The sequence below is a fragment of the Rhizobium sp. L51/94 genome (assembly GCF_019355555.1).
Classification (GTDB): domain Bacteria; phylum Pseudomonadota; class Alphaproteobacteria; order Rhizobiales; family Rhizobiaceae; genus Rhizobium; species Rhizobium rhododendri.
In genome coordinates, this window is the sequence record NZ_CP072141.1 from 3,656,686 (window position 1) to 3,669,433 (window position 12,748).

General features: G+C 60.6%; 17 protein-coding genes. 10 read left to right on the forward strand and 7 right to left on the reverse strand.

What is annotated here, in order from left to right:
* Positions 1-241: 241 nt before the first annotated feature.
* Positions 242-415 carry a YdcH family protein gene (locus J5274_RS17750; protein WP_142830648.1) on the reverse strand — a complete coding sequence of 58 codons (174 nt, stop codon included), beginning with the start codon at positions 413-415 and terminating at the stop codon, positions 242-244.
* A gap of 232 nt (positions 416-647) precedes the next feature.
* Between J5274_RS17750 and J5274_RS17755 the strand changes: the two genes are divergently transcribed.
* The 6 genes from J5274_RS17755 (at position 648) to J5274_RS17780 (ending at position 4,560) form a co-directional block, all read left to right on the forward strand.
* Positions 648-851: a YdcH family protein gene (locus J5274_RS17755; RefSeq protein WP_111222365.1), complete on the forward strand. Its 204-nt coding sequence runs from the start codon at positions 648-650 to the stop codon at positions 849-851.
* Between the two features lie 14 nt (positions 852-865).
* Positions 866-1,360 (forward strand): 5-(carboxyamino)imidazole ribonucleotide mutase, encoded by a 495-nt coding sequence (gene purE / locus J5274_RS17760; protein WP_142830644.1) that lies wholly within the window; start codon positions 866-868, stop codon positions 1,358-1,360.
* Entirely contained in the window at positions 1,357-2,412 is a 1,056-nt protein-coding gene (locus J5274_RS17765; RefSeq protein WP_142830642.1) for a 5-(carboxyamino)imidazole ribonucleotide synthase, read from the forward strand. The genes purE and J5274_RS17765 overlap by 4 nt, the downstream gene beginning before the upstream one ends.
* Positions 2,413-2,582: 170 nt before the next feature.
* Complete coding sequence (ykgO, locus tag J5274_RS17770) at positions 2,583-2,708, forward strand: type B 50S ribosomal protein L36 (RefSeq protein WP_037069952.1); 126 nt, start codon at positions 2,583-2,585, stop codon at positions 2,706-2,708.
* Between the two features lie 123 nt (positions 2,709-2,831).
* Positions 2,832-3,446, forward strand: a complete 615-nt coding sequence (locus J5274_RS17775) for a hypothetical protein (RefSeq protein ID WP_142830641.1) — start codon at positions 2,832-2,834, stop codon at positions 3,444-3,446.
* Positions 3,447-3,531: 85 nt separating this feature from the next.
* A complete protein-coding gene (locus J5274_RS17780) occupies positions 3,532-4,560 on the forward strand; it encodes an alpha/beta fold hydrolase (RefSeq protein WP_142830803.1) in 1,029 nt (342 codons plus the stop codon).
* On the opposite strand, the gene J5274_RS17785 is transcribed toward J5274_RS17780, so the two are convergent.
* Positions 4,547-5,446 carry a LysR substrate-binding domain-containing protein gene (locus J5274_RS17785; protein WP_142830640.1) on the reverse strand — a complete coding sequence of 300 codons (900 nt, stop codon included), beginning with the start codon at positions 5,444-5,446 and terminating at the stop codon, positions 4,547-4,549. The two genes, J5274_RS17780 and J5274_RS17785, sit on opposite strands and share 14 nt — an antisense overlap.
* A gap of 108 nt (positions 5,447-5,554) precedes the next feature.
* Here J5274_RS17785 and J5274_RS17790 point away from each other — a divergent pair, with 108 nt between their 5' ends.
* The 4 genes from J5274_RS17790 to J5274_RS17805 all read left to right on the forward strand — a co-directional run bounded on the left by J5274_RS17790 (position 5,555) and on the right by J5274_RS17805 (position 7,999).
* Positions 5,555-5,944, forward strand: a complete 390-nt coding sequence (locus J5274_RS17790; RefSeq protein ID WP_142830639.1) for a tautomerase family protein — start codon at positions 5,555-5,557, stop codon at positions 5,942-5,944.
* 4 nt (positions 5,945-5,948) lie between these two features.
* Positions 5,949-6,353: a cupin domain-containing protein gene (locus tag J5274_RS17795; RefSeq protein ID WP_142830638.1), complete on the forward strand. Its 405-nt coding sequence runs from the start codon at positions 5,949-5,951 to the stop codon at positions 6,351-6,353.
* On the forward strand, positions 6,350-6,922 hold the full coding sequence (locus tag J5274_RS17800; protein WP_142830637.1) for a DUF4865 family protein: 573 nt from the start codon (positions 6,350-6,352) through the stop codon (positions 6,920-6,922). Before J5274_RS17795 ends, J5274_RS17800 begins: the two co-directional genes overlap by 4 nt.
* Before the next feature lie 108 nt (positions 6,923-7,030).
* Positions 7,031-7,999, forward strand: a complete 969-nt coding sequence (locus J5274_RS17805) for a threonine/serine dehydratase (protein WP_142830636.1) — start codon at positions 7,031-7,033, stop codon at positions 7,997-7,999.
* 100 nt (positions 8,000-8,099) lie between these two features.
* Here J5274_RS17805 and J5274_RS17810 read toward each other — a convergent pair whose 3' ends face one another.
* The 5 genes from J5274_RS17810 to J5274_RS17830 form a co-directional block, all read right to left on the reverse strand.
* The gene (locus tag J5274_RS17810; RefSeq protein WP_257625669.1) at positions 8,100-9,374 is read right to left on the reverse strand and encodes a sorbosone dehydrogenase family protein; all 1,275 of its coding nucleotides are present in this window, start codon (positions 9,372-9,374) and stop codon (positions 8,100-8,102) included.
* Positions 9,375-9,439: 65 nt separating this feature from the next.
* Complete coding sequence (locus J5274_RS17815; RefSeq protein ID WP_142830632.1) at positions 9,440-9,886, reverse strand: DUF2231 domain-containing protein; 447 nt, start codon at positions 9,884-9,886, stop codon at positions 9,440-9,442.
* 147 nt (positions 9,887-10,033) lie between these two features.
* Complete coding sequence (gene omp10, locus J5274_RS17820; RefSeq protein ID WP_142830630.1) at positions 10,034-10,408, reverse strand: outer membrane lipoprotein Omp10; 375 nt, start codon at positions 10,406-10,408, stop codon at positions 10,034-10,036.
* 173 nt (positions 10,409-10,581) lie between these two features.
* Positions 10,582-12,033 (reverse strand): homospermidine synthase, encoded by a 1,452-nt coding sequence (locus tag J5274_RS17825; protein WP_142830629.1) that lies wholly within the window; start codon positions 12,031-12,033, stop codon positions 10,582-10,584.
* 133 nt (positions 12,034-12,166) lie between these two features.
* Complete coding sequence (locus J5274_RS17830; protein WP_142830627.1) at positions 12,167-12,538, reverse strand: DUF4440 domain-containing protein; 372 nt, start codon at positions 12,536-12,538, stop codon at positions 12,167-12,169.
* Positions 12,539-12,748 lie beyond the last annotated feature (210 nt).

A 12,748-nucleotide genomic window follows, 5' to 3' on the forward strand; every position in this document is an offset into this window, starting at 1 on the left:
GAAAACCGCAAGGTCCCTATTGCCCGGGAACGCGGGCGAAGCTGCGAGGAGCCCCGTGCCCGCCGCTCTGTCCGTACCGCTGGCCGCAAGGCACGGAAGCTTTCAGCAACCTCACACAAACAGTTGCGCCAACCCCTGCGTTAAAGGAAGTTGGCGCAAAATTTCGTCAATTCAGTGCAAAGTCCGCATTTCAGCCGCGACGGAGCAGACTGCCCGATCCGGCCGCAACGCGGCTACGGCATCAGTGTACCGATGTGGCAATACGCTGGATCTGGTCTTTGATTTTCAGCTTCATTCGCTTGATGTCCGCGATTTCACGGTCATCCACTGAGGGGGAGGTCATCGCGGAGTGCAATTTCTCTTCGAGGGCGACATGCTTTTTCTGGAGCGATTCAAGATGAGCCTGAACTGTCATTTGACCTTCCTTCTGCTTGCCTTCCCCAGCCATCCATCGCTGGAGTTCTAGGCTTTAACGACAATAGTGTGACATACTAATTCTTCAATGTCGAAGGCCAAAAAGTGACTTGAACAGGGCAAATTCATGATCACGGATAACTTCCCGTTACCGTTATTTGGTGATAGGAGCTTGCGAAATTAAACCGCTGGATCCAAAGGGTTCCGCGTGACGACGACTGGGGACGAACACCATGCCCGATCAGGATCAAGCCGACGTGAGACTCATCATGGCGCGCCTGCGCCAGGAACATGAGGATTTCGACGTCGCTATCAATGCGATGATCGAAACCGGCTGCGATCAACTCCGTGTTCAGCGCATGAAAAAGAAGAAGCTGGTCATCAAGGACAAGCTGACCAAGCTCGAAGACCAGATCATTCCGGACATCACCGCTTGAGGGGACGCGTCGCCATGACCGAAAGACCGCCTGTCGCCATTATCATGGGCAGTCAGTCCGACTGGGAAACCATGAAGAATGCGGCCGATACCTTGGAAGCCCTTGATATCACGTATGACGCCCGCATTATCTCGGCACACCGCACGCCCGATCGGCTGGTACGCTTTGCCAAGGGCGCGCGCGACGAGGGCTTCAAGATCATCATCGCCGGCGCCGGCGGCGCAGCCCACCTCCCCGGCATGGCTGCATCGATGACATCGCTGCCGGTGTTCGGCGTGCCAGTGCAGTCGAAAGCCATGTCAGGCCAGGACAGCCTTCTCTCCATCGTCCAGATGCCGGCCGGCATTCCTGTCGGCACGCTTGCCATCGGCCGGGCCGGCGCTATCAATGCCGCGCTGCTCGCTGCCGCCGTCCTCGCGCTCAACGACGAGGATATCGCCGACCGGCTGGATGCATGGCGGGCTGCCCAGAGTGCTGCAGTCGCTGAATACCCGATGGATGACCTATGACGACACAGACGATCGGCATCATCGGCGGCGGCCAGCTTGGCCGCATGCTAGCCATGGCCGCAGCCCGACTGAACTTCCGCACCATCATCCTCGAGCCGCAGGCCGATTGTCCGGCGGCCCAGGTCGCCAACCGCCAGATCGTCGCTGCCTATGACGACCCCGCAGCACTGGCGGAACTCGCAGCGGTCTCGGACGTGGTGACCTATGAATTTGAAAACGTGCCCGTCTCTGCCGCACAATCTCTATCCCTGAGCGTGCCCGTCTATCCCCCGCCGAAGGCACTGGCCATGGCGCAGGACCGTCTGACGGAAAAGCAGTTCCTCAATGGTTGCGGCGTCGCAACGGCGCGCTTTCATGCCGTCGACAGCCAGTCTGACCTTGAGGCGGCACTTGCCGACTTCGGCGGACAGGGCGTGCTGAAGACGCGCCGGCTGGGCTACGACGGCAAGGGGCAGCGCGTCTATCGCTCGCTCGCCGACAGTTCGGAAGGCGGCTATGCAGCGCTCGGCAACGTCCCCCTGATTCTCGAAAGCTTCATCGCCTTCGAGCGCGAGGTCTCCATTATCGCGGCCCGCAACCCGGAAGGCACGATCGAAAGCTACGATCCGGCCGAAAATGTTCACCGCGACGGCATTCTGCACACCTCGACGCTGCCAGCCCGGCTCTCGCCGGAAACCGCGGCAGCCGCTGCAGCCGCCGCCAAAACTATCCTCACGGCGCTCGATTACGTCGGCGTCATCGGCATCGAGTTCTTCGTATTGGCCGATGGGCAATTGATTGCCAATGAAATGGCGCCACGCGTGCACAATTCCGGTCACTGGACGGAAGCTGCCTGTGTCGTCTCGCAGTTCGAGCAGCACATCCGCGCTGTTGCCGGCCTCCCGCTCGGCAATCCTGTGCGACACGCCGATTGCGTCATGCAGAACCTGATCGGCGACGACATCCTCGCTGTTCCGGACTGGCTGGCGCGCGACAACACGCTCGTGCATCTCTACGGCAAGACCGAAGCCCGGCCCGGCCGCAAGATGGGGCATGTCACGACACTTCTTTAGTCTGTGCATGACCTGTAGCATCGGGAAAAAGCCCGGATAGTCGGTTGACAGGGCGAAAGCGACACGGTATCTGCTCCCCACCCTAAAAGAGCGCGCCAAGAGCGCGCTTTTGATTGTTTAAAGATACGGGCGAATGTGACATTCCCCCTAAAACCTCGCGGATCGAAAAAATGAAGATCAAGAATTCGCTCAAGTCGCTCAAGGCTCGTCACCGCGACAACCGCCTCGTTCGTCGCAAGGGCCGCGTTTACATCATCAACAAGCTGAACCCGCGCTTCAAGGCTCGTCAGGGCTGATTTGCGGATGCCGTTTGGTTGTCGGTCGTCCCGCGCCGCGTGTGCGGGCACATCGACGGCCAGGTTTCTGACGGCATGACGTTCAATCGAATTTGTTTTGATCTTCTGCGGTGGCGGGCTAACATGCCCGCCATGTTTGTTCGTGCCCTGTTGCTCCCCACCCTGCTCCTGCCGGTCTTGCTTGCTGCTTCTGCCCCGCAGATGGCAGTCGCAGATGACGCGCGGATCGTGGAGCAGCAAACCGAGAGCGTCTCTCCGAAACAGCGCCTCGACGATCTCTTCACGGCACTTAGACGCCAGCACGATCCGGATCAGGCCGCAGGCATTGCCAACCAGATCAAAGTGGAATGGTCGCAATCCGGCAGTGCCACCGTCGATTTGCTGATGCAGTGGGCGGCCAAGGCCATTGCCGAAAAGCGCAACGCCGCCGCTTTCGACTTTCTCGATCAGGTCATCGCCCTGAAGCCACGCTATGTCGAAGGCTGGAACCAGCGCGCGACGCTGAACTACGCGCTTGGCGACTACAACAAATCCATGGCTGATATCGAACAGGTTCTGCGGCTGGAGCCACGCCATTTCGGTGCGCTCGCCGGCATGGCAGCGATCCTCACCGAAAATGGCAAAGACCAGCAGACGCTGGAAATCTGGCAGCGGTTCCTTGCTATCTATCCCGCAAACCGCGCGGCCCAGCAGCAGGCCGACCAACTCAGCGAAAAACTTGCGGGCAGCCGTACCTGACTGTGCAACCGGATGCCGCGCCCGACCGTATAGAATCACGAGGTCCGGCGACCGAGTTCCGGGCATGTTTGCGAGTTGCCTGTCGATGCTGAGTTTTCTGGTTCTGGTTGCCCTGGTGCTCGCAGCCGCGTTTGCCTACACCGCTGTCAAGGCCCGGGCCATCACCGAGGCCAATCCGAACATCGGCAACCTCATCGACATCGGCGGCTACAGTATCAATGCTCTCCACCTGAAGCGCCCTGACGGCGCGGACCTGCCGCCTCTCGTCTTCATTCATGGCGCCAGCGGCAATCTGCGCGACCAGATGCAGGCCTTCGCCAGCCCTCTCGAAGGCCGCGCCGAAATGCTCTTCGTTGACCGCCCGGGCCACGGCTATTCCGAACGCGGCGGGCCAGACAATGCCTTTCCGTCCGGACAGGCCGATGCCATCGCAAAGTTGATGGATAAACTGCAAATCGGCCCCGCCATAATAGTAGGCCACTCCTTCGGCGGCGCAATTGCCGCAGCCTTTGCGGTTCGCCATCCCCGAATGACCGCTGGCCTGCTGTTTCTGGCACCGGCCACCCATCCCTGGCCCGGCGGTGTCGACTGGTACTACCGGCTGGCGTCTGCGCCCGTCCTCGGCTGGATCTTCGCGCACACGCTGGTCATCCCGGCCGGCCTCCGGAAGCTCGACCAGGGCACCATCGGCGTCTTCAGCCCCAACCCGCGGCCGCGCGACTACATCGAAAAGACTGCGCCGGCTCTGGTCTTGCGGCCAGATGTCTTCCGCAACAACGCCCGGGACGTCGTCAACCTGCTTGGCTATGTGACGCGCGAATCGCAGCGATACCGGGAGATCAAGGCGCCCACCGTCATCATCACCGGCGATTCGGACGACGTGGTGCTTGCCGAACTCCATTCCATCGGCCTCGAGCGCGACATCGTCGGCGCCGAACTGATCACCATCCGCAACCTCGGCCACAAGCCCGATTACATCGCCAACGACGTCGCCATTGCCGCCATCGAACATCTCGCCGGTACGCCCCGCGACCTGAAGCAGGTGGCCCGCCTCGCGGAAATACGAATTGCCGCCGAGATCAGTTCGGACCCGTCTCCAGCTACCCGTGCCTGAATGCTGCAAGTGACGGACGCAACGCTTCCAGAATAATGGCAGCGAGGCGCTGGGTGGCGGGACTTTGATCCGCCGCAGCACGGTGCAGCACGAGGTCTAGCTTCGGCAACGACGGCAGCCCGAGCTCTCCGTCAAACAGCGGCCGCACCGTACCGGGCAAACCGAGCGGCGTGCGCACCGTTATCCCGAGACCGGCCGCTGTCGCTGCCCACAGGCCACCGAGACTGGGGCTGACGAAAGCAACCCGCCAGCCGAGCCCAACACTATCCATCGCCTTTGTCGCGGCGGTCCTGAGCAGGCAAGGCGCCTCGAGCGTGGCGAGCGGCATCGGTTCGCCGCTATCAGCCATCCAGTCGATCCGGCCGTCCATCGGCCCCACCCAGCACATAGGCACCTCGCCGACAAGTTCGCAATGGGCGGTCCGCTCGCCATTGCTCCACGCCAGTGCCAGATCGAGCCGGCCGGACCGGACCCGCTCCATCAGCTCGACGTTGCGTACCACCCGAGCCTCGATGCGCACTTTCGGATGAGCGCGGGCAAAGCGACCGAGAACTTCGGGAAGCAGCGCTTCGCCAAAATCCTCCTGCAGGCCGAGCCGGACCCAGCCTTCGAGTTCCATCCCCTGCACCGCCGTAACCGCTTCATCGTTGAGGTCGAGCAGCCGGTGTGCATAGGCGAGCAGCGTTTCGCCGGCTTCGGTCAGCGCCAGCCCACGCCCGGCCTTGCGAAAAATCGGCCTCCCCGCCTGCTCCTCGAGTTTCTTGATCTGCGCACTGACGGCCGACGTCGAACGCCCGACACGCTCCGCCGCTTTGGCAAAGGTACCGAGCTCGATGCCCGCGACGAAGCTTCTCAGAATATCGAGATCGAAGACAGGGTAGCTCACATCATTGTCCAGTTTATCGGGATCATAAATCCATTTATATCTGATTATCCGGACGGATAAAGGGTGCAATAGAAGTTGCGTCAACTTGTTTCACCCGAGAGAACCCCCATGCCCATTACCCGAATTTCCCTGATGCGTGGCAAATCGCCAGAATACCTCGCGACGCTGTGCGACACGTTTCACCGCGCAATGGTCGAGACTTTCGATGTCCCTTCCGCCGACCGGTTTCACGTCATCCACCAGTGCTCGCCCGGCGAACTGGTCTTTGACCGCGACTACCTCGCCGGACCGCGCTCGGACGATTACCTGTTTTTCGACATCACCATCGGCAAGCCACGCACCGCCGAGGTCAAGCAGGCATTCTATCGACGGGTGACGGAGCTGCTCGGCGACACCCTAGATATCCGTGCGGCGGACGTTATGATCGTCATCACCACCACCGGGCGCGAGGACTGGTCGTTCGGCAACGGCCGCGCCCAGATGATAGAGGTGGCATAACGTCATGCCGCAAAGCAAATTGGACCGCGTCCATAGAGCCGGCGAGGCTCGGCAGCAGGCACCCGAGGGGATATCCAGCCAGCCATTTTTGCTGGAGACGCTCATCCCGGCGTCTGAGAATGGGCTCGGCGCCATGATCGCCATGCTCAAGCCTGGAACGCTGACCCACTGGCACAGCCATCCGCACGGCCAGATCCTCTACGTGCTCTCCGGCATCGCCTTGGTGCAGTGTGACGGCGGAGCGGTCGAGCAGCTGCATGCCGGCGACTGCATCCGTTTCGAGCCAGGCGAGCACCACTGGCATGGATCCGGCGTGACGACGAGCTTGACCTATCTCAGCGTCCAGGCCGCACATGAAGGCACTGCCGTCACCTGGTTCGAGCCCGTCACCGAAGGAGACCGACAGTGATCGCCATGCAATACAGTTTCATGCTCCCCGCCGACTACGACATGGACATCGTCGACCGGAGAATCCGCGATAAAGGTCCGCTGCTGGACAACTTTCCAGACCTCGTCTTCAAGGCCTATCTCACAGCCCGCAAAGGCGACGCGATCACTGGGTCGAGAGACAATCTCTATGCGCCGCTCTATGTCTGGAACGGTGTCGAAGGACTGAACGATTTTCTCTGCGGCCCCGGCTTCGCGGGCGTCAGCGCCGCGTTTGGCCGGCCGCAGGTAAACACCTGGATCCTCTGGAATACCGCGATTGCAGCAGACATCCGCAAGGCTCGCTTCGCCACCCGGGAGATTTCCGATATCGGACCGGATGCCCATCTCGGCACGATGCGTGCGGCAGGCAGCGCGGATGCGCTAGCCGACATCGAAACGGGTGCAACACTCGCCTCGGTTTCGGCCTTCGATCCCCATGGCTGGAAACGCCTTCGCTTCCGGCTTTGGCGGGAGATGCCGAAGGGACCGTTGCCGACCGACACGCTCGCCTATCGCCTCGGCCATCTGTCGTTACCCGAGCGCGCCTGAACCCTCGACGCCGACCAAAATGCTGTCACCGGGACAATGTCCCTGTTCCATCGGGGATGACGAGATCCTATGCAGGGATGCCACTACCCTTTCGACATGGAGCTTTTCTTGGTCGATATTGCAATGATCGAAGCCGCCCGGGTGCGCCTTTCCGGCAAGGCGCGGCGGACGCCGCTGCTGTCCTCGCCCTTTCTCGACGAAATCGCCGGGCGGCGCCTGTTTGTCAAGGCTGAGTGCCTGCAGCACACCGGCTCCTTCAAATTCCGTGGCGGATGGTCGGCGATCTCGGCGCTGTCACCCGACATTCGCGCGCGCGGCGTCATCGCCTTTTCTTCCGGCAACCATGCTCAAGGCGTGGCACTGGCAGCCCGCATGCATGGTATTCCCTCGGTCATCATCATGCCGTCGAATGCACCGAAGATGAAGATCGACAATACCCGCGCCTTCGGCGCAGAAGTGGTGCTCTACGACCGGGCCACTGAAGATCGCGACGAGATCGGCGCCCGGCTGTCGAGAGAACGCGGCCTAACGCTGATCCGGCCCTATGACGAACCGATGGTCATAGCCGGGCAGGCAACGACGGGGCTCGAGATCGCCGAGCAGGCGCTTGAAAACGATATCGGCGCGGCCGAAGTGCTGGTGCCATGCGGCGGCGGCGGTCTGACTTCGGGGATCGCACTGGCGCTTGAGGCCCGCGCGCCAGCCATGAAGGTGCGTCCCTGCGAGCCAGAGGGCTTCGACGACGCAACACGGTCGCTGGCGTCTGGCCGGATCGAACGCAACTCCTCGCTTTCGGGCTCGATCTGCGACGCCATCATCACGCCGCAGCCGGGCGAGATTACCTTCCCAATCATGCGGCGGCTCTGTGGCACCGGCCTCGTCGTGATGGACGCCGAAGCCCTTGCCGCCATGGCGCTGGCATTTACCCGACTGAAACTGGTGGTCGAACCCGGCGGCGCCGTCGCCTTGGCCGCCGCCCTCTTCCACGGCAACGAACTCGCCGGCGACACGGTGATTGCCGTCACTTCAGGCGGCAACGTCGACAACGACGTCTTCCTGAAATCCCTCGGCCACTAACGGGGAGACTACCTCTCTGGAACAGATGAGCCTTCAGACGAAAAAGCCCGGCGCTGAGACATCAGCGCCGGGCTTTGTTTTACAAGTAGTGCGGCCGCGCCTACTTGGCGGAGACGCGCCAGACTGTGTTGCCGGCGTCGTCGGCAATCAGCAGGCCACCGGTTTTATCAACGGCAAGGCCGACTGGCCGGCCACGGGTCTTGTTGTCCGCACCCATGAAGCCGGTAACGATATCCTGCGGCTTGCCATTCGGGCGACCATCGGCAAACGGGACGAAGACGACCTTATAACCGTTGAAGGTCTTGCGGTTCCAGCTACCGTGCTCGCCGACAAACGCACCGCCCTGATAGGCCGCCGGCAGGTTTGTGCCCGTATAGAACGCCATGCCGAGCGGCGCGACGTGCGAGCTGAGCGCATAGTCCGGAACGACAGCCTTCTCGACCAGATCAGGCCGCTGCGGCATGACACGCGGATCGACGTGCTGGCCGTAATAGCTGTAAGGCCAGCCGTAGAACGCGCCATCCTTCACCGACGTCATGTAATCCGGCACCAGATTGGGGCCGAGTTCATCGCGCTCGTTGATGACAGCCCAGAGCGCATGGCTCTTTGGCTCGAAGCTCAGCCCATTCGGGTTGCGCAGGCCGGTTGCAAACAGCCGCGAGCGACCCGTTTCCCTGTCGACTTCCCAGATCGCTGCACGGTCCTTCTCGGCACCGATGCCATTTTCGGTGATGTTGCTGTTCGACCCGACGCCGACATACAACAGCTTGCCGTCATCGCTGGCAACCAGGCTCTTCGTCCAGTGATGGTCGATAGGGCCGCCCGGCAGGTCGACAAGCTTGACACCCGGCTCGGTTATCTTGGTAGCGCCCGGTGTATAGGGAAACCGCATGATCGCATCGGTGTTGGCAACATAAAGATCGTTGCCAACAAGCGTTACTCCGAACGGCGAATTCAGGTGATCGAGAAAGACGTCGTGAACTTCGGCAACCCCGTCCCCATCGGCATCGCGCAGCAGCGTGATGCGATTGCTTGCCTGCTGTGGCGGGCTTCCGGTCGCAAAAGATTGAACCCAGCCCATGATCAGGTCCTTGGGACGTGTGATAGCGGCTGCAGGCGGCGCGACGGATTCGACCACCAGAACGTCGCCGTTCGGCAACGCGTAAAGCGAGCGAGGGTGAACAAGCCCGGAGGCCAGCGCCTTGATCTGCATGCCCTCGGGCGCGGTCGGCGTCTCGTCCTTCTGCCAGCCGACCACGGGGGCGACATGCATTGGCGGTACCAGATATTGCGATTGTTCCGGTAGCGTCGGATTTGCACCGATTTCGCTCGTCGGATCCGGATCGCTGCCACCGCAGCCGGCAAGAGCGAACATCGAGGTGCAAGCGAGCGCCACAGCGAGCGAGCGGCGGATGGTTCTCGGGGAAATCACTGTGCGCATCACTCGACTACTCCTAGGTCTTGGCGATAGACCGGCGTGCGGCCGAGCAAACCACCGAGGATCAATACGATCAGCGTGGCTGCGGAGAGGACCAGGCCCATCGGGACAACCGAGGTCCAGGCATCGCGGCTATGGATAAGGGCATTGAAAATGGCGAGCACCAGGGCGACACCGTTGCCAAGCACATAGATGGCCGAGAGACGGTTGACGCCGACAAGGCGGCCAACGAAGAAATCAACGAGGCAGACCAGCGCTGCCACAGCGCCGACCATCAGGCCAGCCGTCAGCAACCACGCCGAAAAATTGGCCCACATCATTTCGGCAGTTCGCCAATAGGTGATGTCGGTAATCATCGTGCCGATGAAACAGGCAAGGGCGAAATGCCACAGAATCGGAAATAGCGGAGGTTTAACGATCCTTACGGGGTAGATAATGGGATTTGTCATGGGGTTTTCTTCCAATGCCGCCAAATTGCGTCGTTGGCAAACCAGTTAGCCAGCCTTTCGTTCCTTTATTCCCGGTACGACGCTGAATCCCATCAAAACGAAAAAAGCTCCCGCGAGGGGAGCTTTTGAATGTTTGGCCGGAAAACCTCAGCCGCGACGCGCGAGCGAGAACTGGGCGCCGCTGTCGGACGTGCAGTTCAGCTGGTTCGAGTTGACCAGCGCGCAATTGACCTTGGACTGTGTCTTGCGGACCAGCGACGTCATGTTGATCTCGACCAGGCCGGGGGCGGTGTTGACGTATGTGCCGGAAGCAAGAAGCTGGTTGCTGTCGGTCGTCCGGGTGGAGAATCCGCCGCCCTGGAATGTCGAGATGATGCCGTTCGGATCGGCCCAGGTGCCGTCCACCGTTTGCGGCGCCTGGCGGGTCGCGACCTGCATAGGCATCTGCCGCGGACCCTGATCCATACAGGAGGCGAGCGACAAGGCCGAGACAAGGAGGGCAAGGCTTGCTTTGATCTTCATGGTTCTTCCCCGAAATTCAGAATCGGCATCCGCCGCACACTTTGCGAAAAGATGGAGCGGCACCCCCGTGAAAGCAAGGCTCGGGCCGCCGATCCGCAGATTTATCATTGAGGCGTAACAAAAATGCCCGCACCAACGATGCGGGCATTCCAGGTTCTAATCAGCCAGTCTTATCAACGAACGAGCACGTTCTTGAACTGCCACGGATCCTTCGTGTCGATATCTTCCGGGAACAAGCCGGGACGACCTGTCAGCGGAGTCCAGTCCGTGTAGTGGCCTTCGACAGGACCGAGATACGGCATCTGCACTTCGAGGCAGCGCTTGTAATCGATCTCGTCGGCCTCGACGATCCCAGCTTTCGGGTTCTCGAGAGCCCAGACCATGCCGGCGAGAACGGCCGAGGTGACCTGCAGGCCGGTGGCGTTCTGGTACGGCGCAATACGGCGCGTTTCTTCGAGCGACAGGCGCGAGCCGAACCAGTAGGCGTTCTTGTCGTGGCCATAGAGCAGCACGCCGAGTTCGTCGACACCCTCGACCAGTTCGTTCTCGTCGAGAACATGCATGACCGGCTGGGCGTTGCCACCATTGCCGAACATTTCATGCAGCGACAGGACGGCATCGTTGGCAGGATGGTAGGCGTAGTGGCAGGTCGGACGGTAGGAGACTTCGCCGTCCTTGTCGGTCACCGTGAAGTAGTCGGCGATCGAGATCGACTCGTTGTGAGTGACGAGGTAGCCGTACTGCGCGCCGGGCGTCGGGCACCAGGTGCGCACGCGGGTGTTGGCGCCGGGCTGCTCGAGGTAGATTGCCGCCTGGCAACCCTTCTTGTGCTTCTTGGCATTCTTCGGCATCCATTCTTCATGGGTGCCCCAGCCGAGTTCGGCAGGCTGCAGGCCTTCCGAAATAAAGCCTTCGACCGACCATGTGTTCCAGAACACGTTGAGCGGCTTCGGGGTCTTGGTCAACTGCGTGTCGCGCTCGGCAATGTGGATGCCCTTGACGCCGACCTTCTTCATCAGCTTGGCCCAGCCTTCGCGATCATGCTGGTCCGGCTCGTCGAATTTGATGTCGAGATCGCGGGCAAGATTGACGAGGCCCTGCTTGACGAACCATGAGACCATGCCCGGGTTCGCGCCGCAGGTGGAAACGGCCGTCGTACCGCCCGGGTTCTTCTTCTTTTCGTGGCGAACGGTTTCGCGCAGCGCATAGTTGGTGCGGTCGGCGTTCTTCATGGTCTTGTCGAAATAGAAACCGAGCCATGGCTCGATGACGGTATCGATGTAGAGAACGTCGAGCTTACGGCAAAGCTTCATCAGGTCGAGCGAGCCGGTGTCGACAGAAAGATTGACGCAGAAGCCCTGGCCTTCGCCTTCGGTCAGAAGCGGCTTTAGCAGCTCCTTATAGTTATCCTTGGTGACATATTCCTTGATATGGCGGATGCCATGCTCGGCAAGAATAGCCATGTCGCCTTCGTTTTCACGCGGGTCGATGACAACCATCCGGCTCTTGTCGAATTTGAAATGGCGCTCGATCAGGGGCAGCGTGCCGCGGCCGATGGAGCCAAAGCCGATCATCACGATCGGGCCGGTTATTTCGGCATATACCGGGTAGTTTTCCTGCTTCATACTTTTCTCCTTCAAAGAGCAGAGGCTCTTTGGTGTCTGTCGATTCATCAGCAAACGCTTGACGATGGGTGAAGGGCTCTAATCACAAAATCCTGTCACAATAAAGGGTGGATGACCACCTCGCCGAGCGTAACTATAGCCTATCCGTCAAAGTCCCCTGGTGGAAAACCATAAGCCAGCGCCCGTCTTCTTCCTGCCGCCAGATCGAACTGCGCAGGGAGTGGACCGCATCCCCCTCTATGGTCTTTCTGGTCGATCCGTAAGTCACCAGTGCAATATGCTCCGACAGCATGACTAGCCTCGGATTGTGCAAGGCACGTGACATGACCGGCTCTTCCGTCAGCAAGGCCGAAATGATGTCCGCAAAGCCGAACATGCGGCCGGAACTGCCAATCTCCCGGAATTCCGGCGACAGATGACCCACAAGCGCCGCTCTCGACGAACGCACAGCCGGATCGAACAGCCTTTCCTCAAGCTGGCGAAGATGTTCGAGCAATCCATCCATGGTTTTATCCCCCTCAACAAATCCAGCCCATCCACCTTTGTACGACAAATGCATAAGCGAGCCATGGACGACTATCTGCAGGGCAATTCCGCCGACATTTTCGACCGTAGCGTTTCGCACTGAAGGCGGGAGACCCAGAAAAGCCCCGCCTTGTTGCCGGATGATCCAAGCTTTGTTAGACTTAGGACATCGAAGGTGTGGAAAGCGTAA